At 40.3% G+C, this 23,903-nt stretch carries 16 protein-coding genes; 6 read left to right on the top strand and 10 right to left on the bottom strand.

Annotation, left to right across the window (positions count from 1 at the left end):
• The first annotated feature begins 277 nt into the window (after window positions 1-277).
• Window positions 278-562: a hypothetical protein gene (locus ACFING_RS02545; protein ID WP_375611728.1), complete on the top strand. Its 285-nt coding sequence runs from the start codon at window positions 278-280 to the stop codon at window positions 560-562.
• 469 nt (window positions 563-1,031) lie between these two features.
• On the opposite strand, the gene ACFING_RS02540 is transcribed toward ACFING_RS02545, so the two are convergent.
• The 8 genes from ACFING_RS02540 to ACFING_RS02505 all read right to left on the bottom strand — a co-directional run bounded on the left by ACFING_RS02540 (window position 1,032) and on the right by ACFING_RS02505 (window position 12,162).
• Window positions 1,032-2,039, bottom strand: a complete 1,008-nt coding sequence (locus ACFING_RS02540; protein ID WP_375611727.1) for an HlyD family secretion protein — start codon at window positions 2,037-2,039, stop codon at window positions 1,032-1,034.
• A gap of 32 nt (window positions 2,040-2,071) precedes the next feature.
• Window positions 2,072-3,700 carry an MFS transporter gene (locus ACFING_RS02535; RefSeq protein ID WP_375613177.1) on the bottom strand — a complete coding sequence of 543 codons (1,629 nt, stop codon included), beginning with the start codon at window positions 3,698-3,700 and terminating at the stop codon, window positions 2,072-2,074.
• 23 nt (window positions 3,701-3,723) lie between these two features.
• The gene (atpC, locus tag ACFING_RS02530; RefSeq protein WP_375611725.1) at window positions 3,724-4,140 is read right to left on the bottom strand and encodes an ATP synthase F1 subunit epsilon; all 417 of its coding nucleotides are present in this window, start codon (window positions 4,138-4,140) and stop codon (window positions 3,724-3,726) included.
• A gap of 108 nt (window positions 4,141-4,248) precedes the next feature.
• Window positions 4,249-5,874 (bottom strand): F0F1 ATP synthase subunit beta, encoded by a 1,626-nt coding sequence (gene atpD / locus ACFING_RS02525; protein ID WP_375613176.1) that lies wholly within the window; start codon window positions 5,872-5,874, stop codon window positions 4,249-4,251.
• A 19-nt stretch (window positions 5,875-5,893) separates the two neighbouring features.
• A complete protein-coding gene (locus tag ACFING_RS02520) occupies window positions 5,894-6,805 on the bottom strand; it encodes a F0F1 ATP synthase subunit gamma (RefSeq protein ID WP_375629656.1) in 912 nt (303 codons plus the stop codon).
• 20 nt (window positions 6,806-6,825) lie between these two features.
• Window positions 6,826-8,361: a F0F1 ATP synthase subunit alpha gene (gene atpA, locus ACFING_RS02515; protein ID WP_273790513.1), complete on the bottom strand. Its 1,536-nt coding sequence runs from the start codon at window positions 8,359-8,361 to the stop codon at window positions 6,826-6,828.
• Window positions 8,361-8,942: an ATP synthase F1 subunit delta gene (atpH, locus tag ACFING_RS02510; protein ID WP_375621019.1), complete on the bottom strand. Its 582-nt coding sequence runs from the start codon at window positions 8,940-8,942 to the stop codon at window positions 8,361-8,363. Before atpH ends, atpA begins: the two co-directional genes overlap by 1 nt.
• Window positions 8,943-9,966: 1,024 nt before the next feature.
• On the bottom strand, window positions 9,967-12,162 hold the full coding sequence (locus ACFING_RS02505) for a primosomal protein N' (RefSeq protein ID WP_375629653.1): 2,196 nt from the start codon (window positions 12,160-12,162) through the stop codon (window positions 9,967-9,969).
• 1,150 nt (window positions 12,163-13,312) lie between these two features.
• Here ACFING_RS02505 and fsa point away from each other — a divergent pair.
• Window positions 13,313-13,966, top strand: a complete 654-nt coding sequence (gene fsa / locus ACFING_RS02500) for a fructose-6-phosphate aldolase (RefSeq protein ID WP_375621021.1) — start codon at window positions 13,313-13,315, stop codon at window positions 13,964-13,966.
• Here fsa and lptE read toward each other — a convergent pair.
• Window positions 13,963-14,571, bottom strand: a complete 609-nt coding sequence (lptE, locus tag ACFING_RS02495; RefSeq protein ID WP_375613171.1) for an LPS assembly lipoprotein LptE — start codon at window positions 14,569-14,571, stop codon at window positions 13,963-13,965. The genes fsa and lptE overlap by 4 nt on opposite strands.
• On the bottom strand, window positions 14,558-17,200 hold the full coding sequence (gene leuS / locus ACFING_RS02490) for a leucine--tRNA ligase (protein ID WP_375629750.1): 2,643 nt from the start codon (window positions 17,198-17,200) through the stop codon (window positions 14,558-14,560). Before leuS ends, lptE begins: the two co-directional genes overlap by 14 nt.
• Before the next feature lie 167 nt (window positions 17,201-17,367).
• Between leuS and ACFING_RS02485 the strand changes: the two genes are divergently transcribed.
• The 4 genes from ACFING_RS02485 to ACFING_RS02470 all read left to right on the top strand — a co-directional run bounded on the left by ACFING_RS02485 (window position 17,368) and on the right by ACFING_RS02470 (window position 23,903).
• The gene (locus ACFING_RS02485; RefSeq protein ID WP_375621023.1) at window positions 17,368-18,057 is read left to right on the top strand and encodes a YggS family pyridoxal phosphate-dependent enzyme; all 690 of its coding nucleotides are present in this window, start codon (window positions 17,368-17,370) and stop codon (window positions 18,055-18,057) included.
• Between the two features lie 1,763 nt (window positions 18,058-19,820).
• A complete protein-coding gene (gene acs, locus ACFING_RS02480) occupies window positions 19,821-21,764 on the top strand; it encodes an acetate--CoA ligase (protein ID WP_375629650.1) in 1,944 nt (647 codons plus the stop codon).
• A 533-nt stretch (window positions 21,765-22,297) separates the two neighbouring features.
• Window positions 22,298-22,957 (top strand): cell division ATP-binding protein FtsE, encoded by a 660-nt coding sequence (gene ftsE, locus ACFING_RS02475; RefSeq protein ID WP_273723097.1) that lies wholly within the window; start codon window positions 22,298-22,300, stop codon window positions 22,955-22,957.
• Window positions 22,950-23,903, top strand: coding sequence for a cell division protein FtsX (locus ACFING_RS02470; RefSeq protein WP_375611715.1), 954 nt, complete (start codon window positions 22,950-22,952; stop codon window positions 23,901-23,903). The genes ftsE and ACFING_RS02470 overlap by 8 nt, the downstream gene beginning before the upstream one ends.

The raw sequence follows: 23,903 nt of genomic DNA, 5'->3' as shown, positions 1-23,903 counted from the left end.
TTTAAACAAACAAAAAAATGAAGACATCGCCCACCATCTTTATGAATGAATCTTACACCATTTTGTAAAAATTTTTACCTTACATCCTTAACAAACACCATCACGAAATGAACTCAAGTACATTAAGAAATGCCTCATTAAACCCAAACTTTTAATTCTTATCTCACCCACGCGCGGCATTATCAATGCAACCTTTCAATGTTCAAGCCGTTATAGCAAAACCCCAAACACAATTCCAACTGTCACGCAACAATTTAACACATGAAGGAGTCAATAAATGTGTCTATTTTCACCCCATAGAAAAAATGCTAAAATTAAAAAACGTATAGCACAATTAAAAAGAGAGCTGGTCCCCGTAAATCATTGGAGTTTTCAAAATGATAGCTTTGAAAACATTTCTGAGCTGTTTAACACATGGAAACAAAAAGGCCGTCACGCACTTTATCACCTCAACGAACATGCTACAGAATTAAAGAAAAAAGCGAAAGAAAATCCTAAAAAAACCCTCGCATTAGCAGCAGGAGTCGTTTTAGTAAGCTTCTTACTGATCCGTAAAAATTAATAACACAACCAATAACCTTCCCTTTTAATGCCCGCCTTAAAACGGGCATTTTTATGGTTTACAAAATATAAACTTTACGTCTTCCTCCTAACTTTACGCCCTCACCCAAAAGGATAAGTTTCCCATCCGACCCAGTCTATAATCCAATTTTTTATCTGGCTTCCCCCTACCCCCATCTTCCAAACATGCGGTGACACCACACCTCAAAGGACAGTGTTGTGCAAAACCACAAGCAAAGCTTCCAATACTCCACCCCCCCTACTGAGTTAGTTCAAAAGAAATGGAAGTGAGTAAAGATGCATGCGCTTTAATATTCTAAGGAACATTATTTTACATCATGACATAAAAGTATAAGAAGCCTAAGAGCTTTAAAACATGTAGTATAGCAAACCAAACGAAATCTTCCAATGTAAACAACCACTTGCTATAAGTAAATGACGCAAAAATTAAACTGAAAAAACCCAAAATTTCATCCTCCAGAATCGACTCGCTGCGAAGTATCTACATAGGTAACTACGGACATGCCAGGAATGAGTTTTTCAATCCCTTCCTGCCCAGGATCTAAAGCAATCCGTACTGAAATACGTTGCGCAATTTTGATAAAATTACCAATTGTCGTATCCGTTTTTAACAATGAAAATTCTGAGCCTGTAGCAGGTGCAAAACGAACCACACGCCCTGTTAACTTTTTGTTGTTCAATGCATCAACAGAAAAAACAACCGGTTGTCCCACACGCATCTGAGAAAGTTGCGTTTCCTTATAATTAGCAATAATCCAAATATCATCAGAAATAACAGAGACCAATTGTGTCCCTGGCATAACATATTGCCCTACCCGCGCTCCAACTAATCCAATATAGCCTGTTCGAGGAGATAAAATCTTTGTGTGATCGAGATTAAGTTTTGCCAACTCAACACTCACCTTCGCTCCCGCAATTTCTGACTGTAAACTTTGCCGTTCAAGATCCAATTGTTTTTGCAATTGGCGTTTTGTTTCGAGAGCTGTCAAGAGTTGTGAAAGAGGACGCGAAACAGAACTTGCCGCATCACCAAAACCTAACTTTTTACTATCTGGAACAACATTGGAAAATGCTCGTGAACGCGCCAATTCCACCTCTGCTGTATTAATTTCGCCCTGCAAAAGCTGTGCTTGTAATTCAATACTTGCCAGTTTTGCATTTTTTGAATCGAGAACAGCCTGTGCCCGTGCAAGCTGCTGCCGAAAAAGAGAATCATCGAGCTCAAAAAGCAGCATTCCCTTTTCAACGCGTTGATAATCTTGCACATAAATCCGTGCGATTACCCCAGAGATCTGTGAACTAACCAGAGTAACATTGCCCTTAATAGAAGCATTATCCGTTATTTGAATGTTACTCACAAAAGGAGGAAGCCTCCAAGCCCACAAAATCAGCAAAACACCCGTAATGCCCGATAGGAATGCAACAATCGTAGCTTTTGACCGTAATTTTTTTATCATTTTTTTTGCACCCCTCTTTTTATGACATTACTCTACTTTTCTAATGCACGCAAAGAACATGACTTAACAATCATTGTGGCAAGAAAAATAACGAATACAACCATTGAAATATAAAAATAAAGCCGAAAAACGTCATCATAAGCAAAAATATTTGCTGTTAACTTAAATTTCTCTATCAACATAGAAGTACCCTGCTCACTTCTCAAGCCATTGGGAACAGAAACACCATAAGAAGGCGAAAATAAAGTATTCATCTCACCAGAAATAAGCGGATCAGTAATAATAATATTTTGTGTTAAGGACTCAAAGTTCTTATGGGCAAAATAAAACTGAAGGCTGCCAAAAAAAGCCGACCCCATCAATCCCCCTGTCACTTGCGTTAGCAAAAAAACAGCAATAAAACTTAAAACGTAACGCGGTCCTCGCTCACCAGCGATCACAAACCCTTTGAAAAGAGCAGGAGGCAAAAAAAGTGCATAACTAAAACTCACCAACCCTTGGCTCAACATCATATCTTGTGGGCGCGTTAAATGGTTTACATGACTATCTAAATAAGCTCCTAACGCCAAACAACCCAAAGACAACAAATAAAAATAATCCTCACGCCCCGCCCGTAAAAAAAAGACACAAACAGCCCCCCCTAACAGAATCCCTAATGTCACCGCAAGATACATGGGCGCCATCTCACGATTGAGCAAACCAAAAAGATTAAAAAACCCTACGGGCAAATTTGACCGCTCCAATAAAAAAACATGAAAAATAAATAAAATAAAAACAGATTGGACCATTTCTTTACTGAAAATCCAACGGAGATCAATCAACGGTTTTTCTCTATTAAGCTCAATAATAATAGCAATAGCCAACGAGAAAATAGCAAGTGCGAGCCCCCAACCAATCCATGGTGCTTCATACCACCAATACAATATGCCAACAGACATGATCACAGCATTTAATCCAAGACCAAGAGCAATCAAACCATAGCTTATCCAATCTAATTTTTGAATAACCTTACTACGCACAACAGGAGTAAGAGGCAAAGTATAGATACAGACCAAGCTGATAAGAACCAACCCCATTTCCAGAGCGGAAAGACTGGAAAAACCACCATTTTCCAGCAAATCAGGAGAAATCAAACGTGATAAAGGTGCCGCTAAAGCCGCATTCATATAATTCAAACTAAGACCAACAGTAAACTTCTTTGCTGGAGCAAAAGCCTCCATCATATAAAGCAGCGCAAGCGAAGCCAAAGGAGCAGCAGCAATCCCAGCAAAAAAGCGAATAATCAATGCAGAACGCAAATCCGTAACAAAGAGCTGCAACACGCAAACCAAAACAAAGCCAAGAATTGATAATTCAGCAAAAGCGCGCAGCCCAAATTGATAGCGGATTTTGATCAACATAATCGCTACACTCACATTTGGCGCCATATAAGCCGCTACCAGCCATGTCGTCTCGGCCAAAGTTGCATGAAAATCACCCGTAAGATGGACAATGTTAGACTGAACAATATTAGCCCCTAAACCATAAGCCCATTGCAAAATAAGAGAAGCAAAAATATAAACAAAGCACTTTGGCAAAGGTCCCGCAAAGACACGACCAGGATGAGGAAAAGGTTTTGCACTCCTTTTAGCAGACACAACCGTACTCTTTTTTCCGCTCATGTCATCTTTTCCTGTATACTCTGCTACGCTTCTATCAACACAGCACCATCAGCTGACAACTGCTGGAAAAAAGCCTCTATTTTATGATTGTCCTCATCACTTGTCCCTCCTTCTAACGTCGCTTGAATCTGCAAAATCTGCTGTTCTAATACATCAAAAGAAAGATTCTCTACAGCCACAACGTGCTCTACCAATAAAGAGCAGCCTGAAAAGGTAATATTTGCAACACCCCCGCATACAACAAATAATTTTTCACCCACAGAGGTGCGAACACGAACACTGCCCAACACAATACTTGCCACCAATGGCGCATGATGCGCCATAACTGTCAAATAACCTGAGGCTGAAGGAAGAACAACAGACACGACCTGCTCTGAAAACACAATTTTTTCAGGCGATACAAGCTCAAATAAAAAATGCTCTTCTCTATTGTTTTCCACAAAAGTCTCCACAATACCCGATATAAGGACTCTCCGTTTTCTCCAACGACTCGTCCTTTTTAACGAAAAATACCCATGACAGTTTTCTCTTGAATAAGAAGCTTCTTACTAAGAAGCCTCTGCCATGAGACGCTTTCCTTTTTCAAGTGCTTCATCAATCGAACCAACCATATAAAAAGCAGCTTCTGGTAAATCATCGTAATCGCCAGCACAAAGCCCCTTAAAGCCTTTGATTGTCTCTTCCAAAGGAACGAGTTTCCCCGGCGAACCAGTAAAGGCTTCCGCAACATGGAAAGGTTGCGAAAGGAAACGTTCAATTTTACGCGCCCGCCCCACCAGCAATTTGTCATCTTCAGAAAGTTCATCCATTCCAAGAATAGCAATAATATCCTGAAGCGCTCTATAACGTTGTAAAATGGTTTGCACTTGACAAGCAACCGTGTAATGCTCTTCCCCCACAATCAATGGATCCAACATACGCGAGAAAGAGTCAAGCGGATCAACCGCTGGATAAATCCCCTTTTCCGCAATAGAGCGCGAAAGAACAGTTGTTGCATCCAAATGAGCAAAAGACGCTGCCGGCGCCGGATCCGTCAAGTCATCTGCCGGAACATAAATTGCCTGAACGGAAGTAATAGAGCCTGTTTTTGTACTGGTAATACGTTCTTGCAACGCCCCCATATCCGTTGCCAAAGTCGGCTGATACCCAACAGCAGAAGGAATACGCCCTAAAAGAGCAGATACCTCAGCTCCTGCTTGCGTGAAACGGAAAATATTATCCACAAAGAAGAGAACATCTTGTCCTTCATCACGGAAACTTTCTGCAATTGTCAATCCTGAAAGAGCCACACGCGCACGCGCTCCTGGTGGTTCATTCATTTGCCCGTAAACAAGGGCACACTTTGACCCTTCCGTTGAACCATTATTCTCTTTTGGATTCACATTCACGCGGCTTTCGATCATTTCATAATAAAGATCATTTCCTTCACGTGTACGTTCTCCCACACCAGCAAATACAGAATAGCCACCATGTGCCTTTGCAATATTGTTTATAAGCTCCATAATGAGAACGGTTTTTCCAACACCAGCACCACCAAACAAGCCAATTTTACCCCCTTTAGAATAAGGGGCTAACAAATCCACGACTTTAATACCGGTTACGAGAATTTCCGAAACAGTCGATTGTTCAACATATTCAGGTGCCTCTTGGTGAATAGAACGTGTTTTGGTTGAAGCGATTGGTCCCACATTATCCACCGGTTCTCCAATCACATTCATAATACGTCCCAACGTTGCTTCTCCTACAGGAACGCTAATTTGTGTGCCTGTATCCACAACCTTTTGGCCCCGCATCAAACCATCAGTCGTATCCATAGCAATCGTACGCACAGTATTTTCACCCAAATGCTGCGCAACTTCTAATACCAAGCGATTGCCTAAATTCTCTGTTTCCAAAGCGTTGAGAATTTTTGGCAATTCACCTTCAAATTGCACATCAACGACAGCACCAATAATCTGCTTGATTTCACCAACAGCGCCTTTTGCATGCTCTTCTTTTTTTGCAGATGTATCTTTTTTTACAGGTGTATCTTTAGCTGCATCACGCGCAGGTACAGAGGAAGCCTTTACATCCACTTGAGATTTCGAAGCGGCTTTTTTCACGCTGGAACGAGCAGCTGGTTTCTTTTTTTCACCTTTTTCTGTTCCTTTGCTTGAGGTTACTGCTTTTACCATCAATCTTTACCTTCTCCATTTAAAGCGCTTCAGCGCCCGCAATAATTTCGATCAATTCTGTCGTAATCTGTGCTTGACGTTGACGATTATAAGCCACCGTCAATTTACTAATCATTTCACCCGCATTGCGCGATGCATTATCCATAGCTGTCATCTTGGCGCCCATTTCACCAGCAACATTTTCTAGCAAAGCCCGAAAGATTTGCACCGAAAGATTACGTGGTACAAGGGCCTCTAAAAGAGACGCAGCATCAGGTTCATATTCATAAACAATCGATTGTGAACCTTTGTTATGATCGATTTGCTCCACAATATCTATTGCCCCAACAGCTGCTTTTGGAGCAACCATTGGAATCAAATCCAAAGCTGTTGGACGCTGATTAATTACGGAAACAAATTCAGAATAAAACAGCGTACAAACATCGAAAGCGCCTTCATTGAATAAATCAACAATCCGTTGACTAATCATCACTGCCTCTGCAAAACCAATTCGCTTTACAGCATGCAAATCGATATGATCAATTATCAAGCCTTTGTAATCACGCGATAAAATATCCGCGCCTTTTTTACCCACAGTGATAATTTTTACTATTTTATCAGTCGCCAACAATGCCTTAATCTGTTCACGTGCACGACGAGCAATTTGCACGTTAAAAGCACCACACAAACCGCGCTCAGCAGTACACACCACCAAAAGATGTACATCATCGCGCCCCGTACCACGCATAAGAGTAGGCGCATCAACACCATCTACATCAGCAGCAACACTGGTCAAAATATCAGCCATTCTCTTCGCATAAGGACGTGCAGACTGCGCTGCCTCTTGAGCACGATGCAACCTTGCCGCTGCAACCATTTGCATAGCTTTGGTAATCTTTTGTGTTGCTTTAACCGAAGCGATACGGTCTCTAAGATCTTTTAGTGAAGCCATTCAAGCATTCCATCAATTCATCACGAGAAATTTTTCGCATAAGTATCAAGAACAGTTATCAACTTATCTTTCAGCTCATCTGTTATTTGCTTTTGCTCAGCAATTGCCTTTAAGAGATCTTGATAATCACTCCGCAAAAGCACCAAAAGCCCCTGCTCAAACCGCGCAACATCAGAAACCGCCAAAGCATCAAGATAGCCATTCACACCCGCGAAAATAACCACCACCTGTTCTTCTGTTTTGAGTGGAGAAAATTGTGGCTGCTTCAACAGCTCTGTCAAGCGCGCACCCCGATTTAACAAACGCTGGGTTGACGCATCCAAATCAGAGCCAAACTGCGCAAAAGCTGCCATTTCACGATATTGCGCCAATTCACCTTTAATCGAGCCAGCAACTTGCTTCATCGCCTTAATTTGTGCAGCAGAACCAACACGCGATACAGAAAGACCAACATTTACAGCAGGACGAATTCCTTGATAAAACAAATTAGTCTCTAGAAAAATTTGTCCATCAGTAATCGAAATCACATTTGTAGGAATATAGGCAGAAACATCATTTGCTTGCGTTTCAATAACTGGCAAAGCTGTCAACGACCCAGATCCATTTTCCGCATTCAACTTCGCAGCCCGCTCTAAAAGACGCGAATGCAGATAGAAAACATCTCCCGGATAAGCTTCACGACCTGGAGGACGACGCAATAAAAGAGACATTTGACGATACGCCACCGCCTGTTTTGACAAGTCATCATAACCAATCAAAGCATGTTGCCCATTATCACGGAAATACTCACCCATAGCACACCCAGCAAGAGGTGCAATAAATTGCAGTGGTGCTGGATCAGAAGCGGTCGCTGCAACAATAATAGAATATTCCAGCGCTCCACGTTCTTCTAAAACTTTAACGAATTGTGCCACAGTCGAACGTTTTTGACCGATAGCCACATAAATACAATAAACTTTGTCTTGCTCTCGTCCAGCCCCTTTTTCATGAAAAGGTTTTTGGTTTAAAAATGTATCGAGCAAAATTGCTGTTTTTCCTGTTTGGCGATCACCAATCACCAATTCACGCTGCCCCCGTCCAATAGGGATGAGTGCGTCAATCGCTTTCAATCCGGTCGACATCGGTTCATGGACAGACTGACGCGGAATAATTCCAGGAGCCTTAACATCGACACGACGACGCTCTGTTGCTTTAATGGGCCCCTTACCATCGATAGGGTTTCCCAACGCATCAACCACACGCCCAAGCAAAGCCGGCCCCACAGGAACATCGACGATAGCACCTAACCGCTTTACACAATCACCTTCACGAATATCACGATCTGAGCCAAAAATGACCACACCAACATTATCAACTTCCAAATTGAGTGCCATACCACGCACACCGTTTGGAAAGGCGACCATTTCCCCTGCTTGGACATTATCCAAACCATAAACGCGAGCAATACCATCCCCTACAGAGAGAACCCAACCAATTTCTGAAACCTCAGCCTTTTGGTCAAAGTTTTTGATTTGCTCTTTTAGAATTTTTGAAATTTCAGATGGTCTAATATCCATCAGCTGACCTCTTTTTTCAATGCAAGCTTAAGTGAAGACAATTTTGTGAGAAGAGACGTATCAATTTGAGACGACCCCACACGAACGATTAATCCACCAAGAATTGTTGGATCCACAATGATGTGCAGCAAGACTTTTCCTCCAACAACACCTTCCAAAGCCTCACACAACTCTTGTCTTTGTTGAGAACTTAAAGGGCGCGCAGAAACAATTTGCGCAGTAACCTGCCTACGAGCGCGTGCAACACAATGCTGGAAAGCACGCAAAATACCAAATACGGCACTAAGCCTACGGTTTGTTGCAATAACGCGTAAAAAATTACCAATGACCTGCCCTGCGTTTTTATCAGCAAATTTGATGTTTGCACAAACAGATTGCATCACCTTAATTTGCTCTTTAACTGAAAAGAATGGACTAAGCACAAAGCGTTTTAAATCCTTATGCTCCAAAACAAGTAAAAGATCCTCTACTGCCTTTTCAACCTTTTCAACGTTTCCGGCTTCTTGAACGCAATCAAAAAGCGCTTGCGCATAGCGTTGATCTACCAACGGCAGCGGTATGAGAGAAAATGAATCCGACACGAAATACCGCCTCTTTCCCTTGAGCGACTCTCTGATAGTTATCAGATGAAATGAAACAGACATTCTCAATCTTAAGAATCTTTTTCTTAAAACCTAGAACAAAAATCACTTGATTTCTAGCATAGACATAGCCGACTCGCAACACCACAAATCGCTGCTTTTTAAAAATTTTAATAAAATATTCAAAATATTTTTGAAAAGCATTTTTTTTAGATATACAGGATGGCATCACAGTTTTTTTATGCCTCTTTTTGACATTCTCTGAGCGATTTTTTCACTCTCTTTGATTTTTCTTCAAATGCCCTTGCCACCAAACGCTCTTGTCACCATAAAAAAACACTCCCTTTATCACCACAAGACCTTTAATGAGATGCAGCTGCGATTGAAAAAGTCTATTATTTCAAACTGATAAGAAAGAAAAAATAATGAATATCCTCCTAAAAATTAAAGAAAACATTGCTCTTTTTTCTTCAAATACCCACTCCTTTTAAAAAATTTCACCAAGTAATATTTTCTTGTAAGCACACTCTTTAAATATACAAAACATTGATTTATAATGATAATATATCATTTTTCATACCGGACAAGCTTCAAATATCGACAAATTCTCTCTTTTCAAATTTTTTTATCAAAATCACGCCCTTCATTAAGCCCGCGTAGCTTCACTTTATATGGCACTATATTGCACTGATTTTAGAAGAAACATAGATCAATATCAATTTGAACGCGAATAGAATTGGGTATTTTGGGTGTACAGCTAAGCATTTTCAGCCCTTATAAAAAGAATCCGCCTATCAAAAGAATACTGTCCCTCATACAAAAAAGAAGTAAAAGCCGAAATGATAGTGCCCTCGAAGAAGAGAGGCCCTTCTGCTGGTTCTATAACAAAGATATTTTTTCCCGTGGCTCCACTTAATGCAATACATGTATCATATTTTGCTGCTTGGATGCTTATTCTGAATAATATAAGAGTTCAAGTAAAGCACCTTAAGCAAAGAGACCTTCACTTTATGCGATACTGGTTTTAGAAAAAACTTTGCGGATCAATATCAATTTGAACCCGAACGGAACTGGGCATTTTGGGTGTACCGCTAAGCATTGCACGTATAAACCCTTGTATATCAAAAGAACGCTGTCCTTGCAGCAAAAGCCGAAAACGATAACGCCCCCGAACCAAAGCCAAAGGCGCTTCTGCTGGTCCCATAACCGAGATATTTTTTTCCCGTGGCGCTGCCTGACGCAATGCGCGCGCATAATGTTCTGCTGCTTGGCGCTGTTGTGCAGACACGATCAAAGAGGCAAGCCGCCCATAGGGAGGCAAATGATAATGCTGACGTGCTGCAATCTCACGTGTGTAAAAATCTTCTGGCTGGCATGCAAGTAAGGCTTTGATGACCGGATGATCTGGTTGATAAGTTTGCAATAATCCTAAACTTTTCAATCCCACACGCCCTGCTCTTCCGGTAACTTGAGAAAGCAGCTGATAGGTACGTTCACTTGCGCGTAAATCGCCATTGGCAAGACCAAGATCAGCATCAATAACGCCAACCAGAGAGAGCTTGGGAAAATGATGTCCTTTAGCAACCAACTGTGTTCCAATAATAATGTCCATATCGCCATTTGCAATGGCTTGTAATTCGCTTCGCAACTTCCCAATCCCTCCTTTGAGATCTGTTGAAAGGATCAATGATCGCGCTTGAGGAAAAAGCATTTGTGTTTCTTCGGCAATTCTTTCCACACCCGGTCCACAAGCCACGAGATGATCTAAGGTTCCGCATTCAGGACAGGCTTCAGGAAGTGGTTCATGATATCCACAATGATGACATTTCAGTTGCCCTTGCGCACGATGTTCTACCAACCAACTTGAACAATCGGTACAATGAAAACGATGTCCGCAAATTCGGCATAAAGTCAAAGGTGCATAACCACGACGATTAAGAAAAAGAAGAGCTTGTTCGCCCTTATCAAGCGTTTGTTTTAAAGCCCTTTCAAGAGCAAAGGAAATAAAGCGCCCCTTTTGCACCCCTCCTTGGCGCATATCAACCACCCGCAACTGTGGAAGTGCAGCTTCTTTAAAACGGGAAGGTAAATGCACCTTTTGATAACGCCCTTTTAAAACATTGGCTTGGCTTTCAATCGACGGTGTGGCTGAAGATAAAATAACAGGAAAATGCTCAAAAGAGCCCCGTGCAACAGCCATATCACGCGCATGATAAAAAATGCGCTCTTCTTGTTTATAAGCGCTATCGTGCTCTTCATCGACAACAATCAAGCCAAGCTCATGAAAGGGAAGAAAAAGTGCTGAACGAGCCCCCGCAACGACACGCACCCGCCCTTCTGCAACTTGCCGCCAGACGCGTTCTCTACGACGTGGCGTCAAATCAGAATGCCATTCTGCTGCCACAGCGCCAAAACGTGCATAAAAACGATCTAAAAACTGCTGTGTTAAAGCAATTTCCGGCAATAAAATTAAAACCTGCTTGCCCCCTTTGAAAGCTTGAGCGACCGCTTCAAAATAAACTTCTGTCTTTCCTGATCCCGTAACACCATCAAGCAAAAAAACTTGAAACTGAGAAGATAAAACACCTTCCCGCAATAATGTTGCTGCTTCACTTTGCGCTCCCTGCAACTGAGGGGGACAAAAATCAGGATCAGGCATTGCCACAAGATCAGGAGCAGGAACCTTAACATCTTCAAAAATTCCTAGCGCTTTTAAACCTTCAACAACAGAAACCGAAGTTCCAGCCGCATGTGCCAGACCAGAACCTGTCCATATCTTCTCATTACGCACCAATTCCAAAACCCGTGATCGCGCTGGTGTGAGACGTTCTACATTTCCACCACAATATCGCAAACCCAGCATCTGCGCTTCCGGCTCTAAAGCAGCCGGTACCGACAAAACCAATCGTGCTACAAGACCAAAAGGTGCCATTGTATAGCGACTAACAAAACGCAAAAATGTGATCATTTCTGCCTTTAATGGGGGACAATCAAAAACATGAAGAAGAAAGCGTAATTTTTCACGCGCCACAGGAGCAGACTTTTGCCCATCGGCTGTCTGCTCTCCAACATCCACAACAAAACCGCAAAGCTCACGCCCCATCAACGGAACCCGAACAAAGGAACCAACGTTCACCTCCATAGAAGATGGAACTTTATAACTATAAGCGTGAGCAACAGGAAGAGGAACCAATACGGATACAATCTTTTCCTCTATCATGTTTGAATTCATCTTTTAAACCAATCTACGACCTATTGAGCACCAACAGGCCTAAACCTTAATCTTTAAACACTCTTATAAAATTCATTGCAGGATTCAATCCCCCCGATTACAACACTTTTCTAACAAAAATTCTTTTTAATACTCATTTCATCACCAAAGTGCCAGTAAAAGAACCAATCTCATCGTCTATAACAAAAAACTCTATAGCAAAAAAACCAGCGCCATTCTTCTGTGTAAATAAAGCGCATCACTATTAAGCATTCAACATGCTATCGGTTAAGTGCATCCTTCAACAAAGCGATCCCATAGTGTGACCTCTTCCCAACACACACGTTTATTTTTTTACCGCCTCATATCTCAATTTATCTTCAACAAACTGATTTATAAAGATATAATCATCATTTTACCTATTGTAATAAAACCCTCAATACGATGAATTTTTCTCATTTCAACCCCATCGAGGAACATTTGTAAATCCTTATTGATGTAAAGAGTATCCCATGATTTTAATTATAGGGAGAATAATATTGCAAATGGAGCCGTTACAATATTCACCTTGGCTTTGTGCCAAAACGTGAAAACACGTGTATACATCTTTCAGCTTGATTGAGAATCAAGCAACAATACAAGCAGCACAAAAGCGTATTGTTGAAGAATGGAGAACACAGAATAAATCAATGTAATTGACCATAAAAAACCCTTCATGCGTAAAATTTTACAGGCGTTCTTCAACAGTGTTTTACGACAAAATAAATCCATCCGCTTTCATCAAAAACAAAGTTAAACATACCCCCTAAAAAAGGAAGGTATCTTATGATGCACTCTCAAATATCAAGAGCAATCGCAAATAGGAAATGAGCAAAGTGTTTGATAATGCTAGCTTATTTCCATAAATATAAAAACACCGCTACGCAAAGATGCCAATACGCAAAAATGTTGGTACGCAATGAATTCTATGCCTTATCACGAGCAACACTATGAAATAGGTGTGGAAACGATAAATCATATTTCTTTACCGAAAACGGGTACATGATTAACACCATAGCATTCTTGTTCTTTACACAGATATTAATTCTTTCTCTTGCTTTTGCAGTCAACAATAGCGCATAACAAAAAATAGGATAAAGCTAAAAAGAAGAGGTTAGAGATGAAATTTTTTGTGGATAGCGCCAATATTGAAGAAATTCAAGAGTTACAGAATTTAAGCCTTGTTGATGGTGTCACAACCAATCCCTCTCTTATCCTAAAATCAGGACGCAATATTCTTGATGTTACAAAAGAAATTTGTGCTCTCGTTAGCGGACCTGTTTCTGCTGAAGTTGCAGCAACAGAATTTGAAAACATGATGAAAGAAGCAGCTGTTTTAGCAAAGGTTGCCGACAATATTTGTATCAAGCTTCCTTTAACACTCGATGGATTAAAAGCCTGTAAAGCCCTCACAGCAGCAGGACTAAAAACAAATCTCACACTTTGTTTTTCTGCCAATCAAGCCTTATTAGCCGCCAAAGCAGGCGCAACATTCGTTTCACCTTTTATTGGTAGACTTGATGATTGTGGAAATGATGGAAGTGAACTGCTTCATGAAATTCGCACAATTTATGATAACTATAACTTTGAAACACAAATCTTGGCCGCTTCAATCCGCACCGTTAATCATGTCAAAGAAGCAGCACTCAGTGGTGCTGACATTGCAACAGTTCCACCAGCAATCTTAAAAGCACTGGTCAAACACCCTCTCACCGACAAAGGGTTGCAAATATTCCTCGACGACTGGAAAAAAACAGGACAAAATATTGCTTAATATCTAGAATTTTTATTGGAAAGATCTTTTGAAAGTAACAAAAAGATCTGTTCAGCCAACTCTTCCGCAACACGTTTTTTTGCATCTTCTTCTGCTTGCAGCGTTGCATATTCTTGACGAAGTCGCTCAAAAGATGCATTCATCATTGCTGTTCCTTTTGCAACAAGAGTATTTTTCATATCCTGCAAAGTGTAAGAAGCTCTGCTCATAACAGTTCCAACAGAAGGTCGTCCCTTTCTCTTTTTCTCGAAATCAACCTCTATCTGCATCGATTCTCTGGTAAAGACGGATATCTGCAATGCCAATTGATAAGCAGGTAGAGAAGGTTTAGCACCATTTCCATACAAAAGAAATAGAAGATGATTGCGCACCATTTGTCCAAAACGATCCGAAGGTTCTTCCACAACAATAGAAGCAAGCTTTTGCGCTAATCCCAAAGAAGCTTGTCCAGAAGGGTGCCCAGAAGCAGGATTCCCATAAGAAGCAGAATCCATTGTCATTGCACTCTGCAACTCTTGACGGTAAAGCGGTTCAACTTTGCATCCACACAACAGTGTGAATACACCAGCTAAAATGACAAGAATAGAACTTCTAAAAAACGACATTCACAATCCTTTGTGGAACAACAATGATTTTTTTCACAGGCTTTTCAATCAGCTGCGCCTTTACAAAATCTAACGCCAAAACCGCTTCTTTAATCATCACCTCATCAGCAGTTGCTGCAACGCTCACCTCACCACGTTTTTTACCATTAATTTGTACTGGCAAAGTATAGCATTCCGCAACGGTTAACGTGGGATCATAAATAGGCCAAGCAAGCGCAGATATTAAATTTTTTCCCCCTAAAGCAGCATGACATTCTTCTGCTAAATGGGGCATCATGGGTGCAATCATAGCAAGAAAAAAATCCATAGCTTGACGTAAAGAAGCTTTCATTTCATCGTCAACACTTTCTATCCTATTTAACAACGGCGCCATAATATTCAAGAATTCATAAAGGCGTGCAATAGCCCGATTAAAAGCGAATTTTTCCAAATCATCTTCTACAGCGCAAAGCGTGCGATGTGCGACCTTTGAGAGTTCCAAAGCCGCTCCCTGATGCCCTGCACAAGGCGCCACATCCTTTAAAATAGAAGCACTCACAGCCACATGGCGCCAAACACGCTGTACAAAGCGATGTGCACCTTCAACACCAGATTCTGTCCAAATGACATCCCGCTCGGGAGGAGAATCTGACAACACAAACCAACGCACAGTATCAGCGCCATAAGATGCAATAATATCATCAGGATCAACGACATTCTTTTTTGATTTTGACATTTTCTCAATCAAACCAATCGTCACTTCACTTTGATCGGTTAATTTATAAGCACACCGCTTTCCATCTTTTTCAACAATCGAAATTTCTGCTGGAGAAACCCACCCTTTACCATCTCGATAGGTTTCATGCACCACCATACCTTGGGTAAAAAGCCCCTTAAAAGGCTCATCTACCGTCACATGACCGACCAATTTCATAGCACGCATAAAAAAGCGTGCATAAAGAAGATGCAAAATGGCATGCTCAATTCCACCAATATATTGTTGCACAGGCAACCATTCAGCTGTTGCTTGTTTGTCAACAGGTCCCTGCGCAAAAGGAGCCGTAAAGCGTGCATAATACCAAGAAGAGTCAACAAATGTATCCATGGTATCGGTTTCGCGTTTGGCAGGTTGACCACAGGAAGGACAAGTAACATTCTGCCATGTTTCATGTCGTGCAAGAGGATTTCCTGGTTGATCAAAAGTAACATCATCAGGCAACACAACCGGTAAATTAGCACGTGGAACAGGAACAACCCCACAAGTTGTACAATGGATCATCGGAATGGGGCACCCCCAATAACGTTGACGCGAAATCCCCCAATCACGCAAACGAAATTGCACTGTTTTCTTCCCTTGCGGTTGCCCATTGAGCATTTGTTTTTCAAGCTTTTTAGCAGCTTCTTCAAAAGCTTGTCGGGGTGTCAAACCATCCAAAAAACTAGAATTGATCATCACCCCATCACCCGTATAAGGTGTTTCAGTAATAACAAAATCTTCTGCTTGCTCTCCTTTTGGCAAAACCACGGGTTTTATTGGAAGATCATATTTACGCGCAAAATCGAAATCTCTCTGATCATGAGCTGGACAACCAAAAACAACCCCTGTTCCATAATCCATAAGCACAAAATTCGCGATATAAACGGGAATATGTACTGTTGAATCGAAAGGATGAACAGCCAAAAGGGGCGTGAGAAACCCTTGTTTTTCAGCTGTTTCAAGTGCTGCCGTTGTCGTTCCACCACACCGACAATTTTCAATAAAAACACTCAACGCTTTGTCTTTTTTTGCCAAAGCTTGTGCAATAGGATGATCAACAGACAGAGCCAAAAAGGAAGCGCCAAACAGTGTATCAGGACGCGTTGAATAACAAACAACCTCATCAAATTTCTCACAAACATCATCAGCATCACCCGCCGACTTTAAAGCCCAACGAATCAGCAAACCTTGTGATTTTCCAATCCAATTTTTTTGCATGGTGCGAACTTTTTCCGGCCATTGGTTCAGCTCTTCAAGCCCTGCCAAGAGATCTTCACTAAAGTCGCTAATTTTGAAAAACCACTGCGTCAACTCACGTTGTTCCACCAACGCACCAGAACGCCATCCCCGCCCATCAACAACCTGTTCATTGGCCAAAACAGTATGATCAACAGGATCCCAATTCACCTTAGCCACTTTACGTGCTACCAACCCCTTTTGATAGAAATCAAGGAACAACATTTGTTGGCGGTGGTAATATTCCACATCACAAGTCGCAAATTCCCGAGTCCAATCTATCGAGAGCCCTAATTGCTTTAATTGCCCACGCATCACCGCAATATTTTGATAAGTCCAAGTTTTAGGGTGCACTTTATTTTGCATAGCAGCATTTTCAGCCGGCATCCCAAAAGCGTCCCACCCCATGGGATGAAGGACATTAAACCCCTTGGCGCGTTTATAGCGTGCAACCACATCCCCCATGGCATAATTGCGCACATGCCCCATGTGAATGCGCCCAGAAGGGTAAGGAAACATCTCTAAAACATAATATTTTTCACGAGCATCTTCTTGGACAGTCTGAAAAATTTTCTTTTCATCCCAAATTTCTTGCCATTTTTTTTCTCTCGCACGTGGATTATAGCGTTCGCCTATCTTATAATGCTCAATCGTCATTCCCATTATACTCTTTTAATAAAACTGAACCAAAAAACTTGTTTTATTATGCTTGACCATGGATTAACCTCATCGTCAACATTTTCGTGAAATATTTCCCTAAGTATTTTATAAAACTTTAAAAAAAAACGACCAACTCTTGAACAAAAAAGGTAAAGCACAAAAACATGAATACACAAACGCCCCTCGATGCCCCTTCCATTGAAGCATGGCAAAACCTTCAAAAAGACATTGCTGAAACATGTCAAGAGTTACAACGCCCTGTAGAAGAAATTGAACTTATCGCTGTTTCAAAAACTGTTTCTGCTATTGATATACGACCCCTTTTGCAAGCAGGCCAATCTTTGTTTGCAGAAAACCGCGTACAAGAAGCAGCACAAAAATGGCTCGGGTTACGTCAACAATTTGAAAATATTAAACTCCATCTCATCGGTCCCCTACAATCGAATAAAGCCGCTGAAGCTGTCAAACTTTTTGATGTCATCCAAACGGTTGATCGTGAAAAAATAGCCAAAGTTTTGATGGAAGAAATGCAAAAGCAAAAAAGGCATCTTCCCTGCTATGTTCAAGTCAATATTGGCTTAGAACCGCAAAAAAGTGGTATCGCACCACAAGAAGTGATCCCTTTTGTTTCTCAATGCAAAAACAATTATGGACTTGATATCATCGGACTTATGGGCATTCCCCCTGTCGACGAAAACCCCGGCCCCTATTTCGCGCTCTTAGCAAAATTAGCAAAACAAGCAGGTCTTCCAAAGCTTTCCATGGGTATGTCCAGTGACTTCAAAACCGCTCTACAGTTTGGCTCTAATGTCCTTCGCATTGGCTCCGCTTTATTTGGAAAACGCCCTGTGTAAAGCAATTTCCCCTCATATAAATTCCCATTGAAAATTCTACGAACAAGCCAAAAACAGCAGAAATGAGAAAAAATATTTCCTTCAATATCAATAAAAGAGCAATTCTAGCAAAAAAGATTTCAGTCCTTCTTTCATCCTGTTAGCAAAATAAGCAAAAAAGCTGGTCTTCTCAAATTTCTCACCGGCACATCCACAACACGTACAATAGCTTCAAAATAGCATTACAATTTGGCTCTCATATTCTCGCATATTGGCTCTACTTTACTCCCCTCTGAACGCCTCTCCAGCAAAAGCAACATAAAAAATAAATCCTTATATAAAAGCAAAATGATAAGAGGGGCGTTGAGCATGAATGAAAAAACTGTCGCAAAATCACTAATAGCAAAAGAATATTGAATACGATTATCGCAATGATTTTCATTGAAAATCACGCATTCTCTTAACTTCTCCAACATGCGTAAACAATTTCCCCGCATGCCAATGGCGTAAAGCAGGCAAAAGAGGCTTATGGCTGCATAATACAGTAACAAAACTCTTTCATGTAAGTCACTTGAGCAAAATAAACATCTTAAATGCTCAATAGAGCACCAAGAGCCGCGCTAAACAACATGCTAGCAATCTATAAGATCAACGATAGCATAGAGGCTTTCCATGCTCTACAAAGCATAACATACGGTCAATATTCGCCTGAAAAATAAAAGAACGAATCTCACGCATGTGCGCATAATACATGTAGGCAAAACAATGGCAATGAGATCGATCCCAATAACGATATTTCTTTATCTTTCTCGTAAACAAAGAGAAAAACTTCAACTTTTCATATGCGCAATTTTTCTGATTTTAAACTTTAATTAAGAAAAACCATGGGGTATTTCTTATATTTTAAAATATTGTAAATAATATTATTATCTTTTTAAGAAAAATATTAATATATACATAACATATATATGATTTATATAGTATTTTTATTTCCATTTTTAAAATTTATCTTTGACAATGATCTAAAATACGTAATAACCATTTGAAATGTATCATTGTGATACTACTTTTAATGTGGATAATTAAGGAGAATTAATATTTTTGGTTCATTCAACACATTCGGTCATATGGCGACAAAGATATCTCTGAAATTAAATAATTTTGTAAGTATATTTGTAAGAATATACCAAAATTAAATATCTACATCTGTGCATAAAATAATTTTCAGAGATATCTATTGTGGATCACATCTTATAATCAGGATTTTTTTATAATGAATATTTGTTATGAAATCGTAAGAATGTTTTGTATTCTCATTGTCTTTATCCCTATATATGCTATTGGTTTTTAAAAGTGGTAGTTACAGTTGGAAAGTAACTATAAAATAAACTTTATATACAGTAATTCTTTTCATTATTTTTGATATTTTGGTTTAATTAATTATTAATAAACTTATTCTTTTTTTAATAAGGGAATACAAAATAAAAAACATTTAAAGCGATAATCAATAAAGCACCTTCATCTCCCTTTTTATATGATATTTTTTAGTGCCTTTGTGCGTTTATAAAAAGCTCTATACCGCAATAGTCTTTGCCATATTTGAATATCCTAAAAGCATAAAATACCTTTTTAAGAAAAACGTATCAGATTTTAAAAATTGACTATTCTAATCTTTGTCATTTAGTCTAACCTCACAATGAAAAGCTTTTGGGAAAACTCTGCCACAAATATAACCATACAAAAATACAGAGGCAGATTTTTCCAAACAATAAAAAGAGGGAAACATGACTGAAAAAATTTATCCAATATCAGAAGAGATCAAAAAAAATACTTTACTCGATGAGGAAACTTATCAACAATGGTATCGAGAAAGCATCGATGATCCAGAAAGCTTCTGGGCAAAACATGGTCAACGCATTGAATGGTTTAAACCTTTTACAAAAGTAAAAAACACTTCTTTTAACGGAGATGTCTCCATTCAATGGTACGAAGATGGGATAACAAATGTTACCTATAATTGCATTGATCGCCACCTGAAAACCCATGGAGACAAAATCGCGCTCATTTGGGAAGGAGATAATCCTTATCATGATAAAAAAATAACCTATAACGAGCTTTATGAACATGTTTGTCGTTTTGCTAATCTTTTGAAAAGTCGTGGCATTAAGAAAGGCGATAAAGTAACCATTTATCTTCCTATGATTCCCGAAGCAGCCTATGCCATGCTTGCTTGTGCTCGCATTGGAGCTATTCATTCGGTTATTTTTGCTGGCTTTTCTGCTGAAGCAATAGCAGGACGCCTTGTCGATTGTGAATCAACCTTTATGATTACCGCTGATCACGGCTTGCGTGGCGGCAAACGGATCAACTTAAAAGACAACGTTGACCATGCCATTGAGATAGCCGCGCGCCAAAACGTGCAGGTGGACCAAGTCATGGTTATACGGCGGACTTGTGGACCCATTCAATGGGTAGAGGGGCGTGATTTTTGGTACCACGAAGAGATAGCTCATGCCAAAACAGCTTGTCCAGCAGAACCCATGAATGCTGAAGATCCGCTTTTTATTCTTTATACTTCAGGCTCCACCGGCAAACCTAAAGGTGTTTTGCATACCACAGCAGGCTATCTTGTTTTTGCCTCGATGACTCACCAATATGTTTTTGATTACCACCCCGATGAAGTTTACTGGTGTACGGCTGATATTGGTTGGATAACCGGCCATTCTTACTTGGTTTATGGACCTTTATGTAATGGTGCGACCACTTTAATGTTTGAAGGCACACCAACCTTTCCTGACAAAGGCAGATTCTGGGAAATTGTCGACAAGCATCAAGTCAATACACTCTACACCGCACCAACAGCTATCCGCGCCTTAATGGGAGCAGGAAATTCGTTTGTTGAACACTCAGACAGGACGTCGTTGCGTCTTTTAGGCACGGTAGGCGAACCGATTAACCCAGAAGCATGGGAATGGTTTTATCATATAATTGGAAATGACCGTTGTCCGATTCTCGATACATGGTGGCAAACGGAAACAGGAGGGCATATGATCACACCCTTGCCTGGTGCAACCCCCCTCAAAGCAGGATCGGCCACACGTCCTTTCTTTGGTGTTCAACCCCAAATTGTTGATGCCCAAGGCAATGTTTTAGAAGGTGAAGCAGAAGGCACTCTTTGTATCAGTGATTCATGGCCCGGACAAATGCGCACACTTTATAAGGATCATGAACGCTTTATTCAAACTTATTTTTCCTCCTATAAAGGAAAATATTTTTCAGGCGATAGCTGTAGGCGCGATAGCGACGGTTATTATTGGATCACAGGACGAGTTGATGACATTCTCAATGTCTCGGGGCACAGATTAGGAACCGCTGAAATTGAATCGGCTCTTGTTTCTCATCCCTCTGTATCAGAAGCAGCTATTGTGGGTTACCCGCATCCCATTAAAGGACAAGGAATTTATAGTTTTGTGACCCTCATGGAAGGAACAGCGCCAAGTGAAGAATTGCAAAAAGACCTTATCAAGCATGTGAGACAAGAAATAGGCTCTATTGCCATATTGGATAAAATTCAGTTTGCTCCGCAGCTTCCCAAAACGCGATCAGGGAAAATTATGAGACGTATTTTACGAAAAATCGCTGAAAACGATTTTGATACTCTCGGAGATATTTCAACTCTTGCCGAACCACAAGTTGTTGAAGATCTGATTGCCAACCGACAAAACTAAAAAACACGACGAAATACAACATACGGTGGTTTTTGTTTTTTGCTAAAATTATCTCAGCATTATTACGAAAACCACCGAGGATAATAAAAAACAAAACAATTCATGAAAAGCTCAATCATTCTAACAACAAACGCTTTTCTTCATGAGAGGTAAGAAATAATTTAAGCCAAAACCTCAGGATTGGGATACGAACAAGAATAAGAAAGTAAGATAAAAAGAGCAACATAGCTTTTTAAAATCACCCAATGTCCACTCAGTGCAAAAAAAGCTTCTGAGTAAGAAGGAAAAATAGTTCTGATGTTTATGCTAGAATCCCTTTGAAATTCCTGCTAAAATCATAAATAAGGCTAAAAAAAGAAAGTATAAGTGATAATATTCTTGAGCAAAAATATTTATCTATAACGAGGGTGTATAAAAAATATTGAAAACCATGAAATCTAAAATAAACAAGCTTACAACAAAAATCTAAAGCAATGAAAGTAAGAGTTTTTAGAATAAATGATGCAATATAAAATCAGGAGTAATAATAAAAAGTGATTCATTTTGAAAATGTCGGCCTACGCTATGGAATGGGCCCTGAGGTCCTTCGTGATATTAGCTTTCATATTCCTCCTGGATCATTTCAATTTCTCACAGGTGCCTCTGGAGCAGGGAAAACGTCGCTGATGCGTCTTATGTTTTTGGCACTCAAACCCACCCGCGGTCATATTGATCTCTTTGGAACAGACACAGCATTACTCAAACGACAAGAGCTCCCTGCGCTGCGACAACGTATTGGGGTGGTTTTTCAAGATTTTCGTTTACTCGACCACATGACCACTTATGAAAATGTCTCCTTACCTTTACGCATTAAAGGACAAGAAGAAGCAACCTATCGCAGTGAAGTGGAAGATCTTCTCTGTTGGGTAGGTCTTGGAGATCATATTCATGTTTTACCACCGGTTCTTTCCGGTGGGGAAAAACAAAGGGTAGCCATTGCACGCGCACTCATTGATCAACCTGAAATTCTACTTGCCGATGAACCCACCGGAAATGTCGATCCGCCCTTGGCAAAACGCCTCCTCCGTTTGTTTATTGAATTAAACCGTTTTGGAACGGCTGTTATCATTGCCACCCATGATATTGCCTTAATGGAACAAGTTGCAGCACGGCGTATGCTTCTCCATAACGGACGGATGACGATTCATGAATAAGTCTTTCCCCATTTTTACAAGCAATAAAAAAAATACAACAGCGATTATTCCCAGTGGTAATATTTCTGGAAAAGCATTAGTTGCCGTGATTGCTATTATGACATTTCTTTCAAGCCTCACCTTAATCGGTGTTGATTTGGTCCAACGTGCCGCCCAAAATTGGAGTAATCAGATTAGCTATGAAGCAACAATACAAATACGCCCCATTGACAATGTTGATATCAACAAAGCACTCCGTGATGCCGTACAATTGGTTAAAACATTTTCTGGTGTACAAGATGCAAAAATTGTTGACCAAAAAGCTACAGAAAAGTTACTGGAGCCATGGCTTGGAACAGGCTTCAATGTCAATGAACTACCCCTTCCCCGCCTCATCATTGTGACCCTGAAGAGAGATGAAAAAATCAATTTTGCAGCCATTAATCACGCCATTAAAACCCAAATTCCAGGAGGTCAATTTGATGATCACCGTGTTTGGGTTCATCGTTTTGCGACCATGGCACACACCACTGTTTTCATTGGTTTTTCAATTTTAGCATTGGTTTTAGGCTCTCTTATCCTCACCATCATTTTTGCCACCCGCAATGCATTGGCAGAAAATACACATATTATCAATGTCTTATATTTCCTTGGTACTGAAACTCTTTTCATTGCGCGCCAATTTGACTGGCATTTTTTTAAAACTGCGCTGCGTGGTGCTTTATATGGTGGTCTCACAAGCATCTTTCTGTTTTCAGCCTTTTGTCTCTGGACGAATTATAACTTGGGAAGAGTAGAAGCTAGCCAAGTAACAGCTTTGTTTGGACATCTTTCCATAAGTTCCATCCCCTACGGAAAAATCATTTTTCTTATTATTTTCGTTTCTTTTCTCACCACCCTTACCAACCGCATGACTATTTTAGCGCAACTGAAAAAAATCGATCAATGTGAAAACGGTTTATTTTAA

The sequence above is a fragment of the Bartonella sp. AP150HLJHH genome (assembly GCF_042196385.1).
Taxonomy (GTDB): domain Bacteria; phylum Pseudomonadota; class Alphaproteobacteria; order Rhizobiales; family Rhizobiaceae; genus Bartonella.
The sequence above is the reverse complement of the archived record's forward strand: the minus strand, read 5'-3'. Positions and strand labels throughout refer to the sequence as shown.

Coding starts and splice junctions, on each gene's coding strand:
- ACFING_RS02545 (WP_375611728.1), top strand. CDS start 278: ATGTGTCTATTTTCACCCCATAGAAAAAATGCTAAAATTAAAAAACGT.
- ACFING_RS02540 (WP_375611727.1), bottom strand. CDS start 2,039: ATGATAAAAAAATTACGGTCAAAAGCTACGATTGTTGCATTCCTATCG.
- ACFING_RS02535 (WP_375613177.1), bottom strand. CDS start 3,700: ATGAGCGGAAAAAAGAGTACGGTTGTGTCTGCTAAAAGGAGTGCAAAA.
- atpD (WP_375613176.1), bottom strand. CDS start 5,874: ATGGTAAAAGCAGTAACCTCAAGCAAAGGAACAGAAAAAGGTGAAAAA.
- ACFING_RS02520 (WP_375629656.1), bottom strand. CDS start 6,805: ATGGCTTCACTAAAAGATCTTAGAGACCGTATCGCTTCGGTTAAAGCA.
- atpA (WP_273790513.1), bottom strand. CDS start 8,361: ATGGATATTAGACCATCTGAAATTTCAAAAATTCTAAAAGAGCAAATC.
- ACFING_RS02505 (WP_375629653.1), bottom strand. CDS start 12,162: ATGATAGAGGAAAAGATTGTATCCGTATTGGTTCCTCTTCCTGTTGCT.
- fsa (WP_375621021.1), top strand. CDS start 13,313: ATGAAATTTTTTGTGGATAGCGCCAATATTGAAGAAATTCAAGAGTTA.
- lptE (WP_375613171.1), bottom strand. CDS start 14,571: ATGTCGTTTTTTAGAAGTTCTATTCTTGTCATTTTAGCTGGTGTATTC.
- leuS (WP_375629750.1), bottom strand. CDS start 17,200: ATGACGATTGAGCATTATAAGATAGGCGAACGCTATAATCCACGTGCG.
- ACFING_RS02485 (WP_375621023.1), top strand. CDS start 17,368: ATGAATACACAAACGCCCCTCGATGCCCCTTCCATTGAAGCATGGCAA.
- acs (WP_375629650.1), top strand. CDS start 19,821: ATGACTGAAAAAATTTATCCAATATCAGAAGAGATCAAAAAAAATACT.
- ACFING_RS02470 (WP_375611715.1), top strand. CDS start 22,950: ATGAATAAGTCTTTCCCCATTTTTACAAGCAATAAAAAAAATACAACA.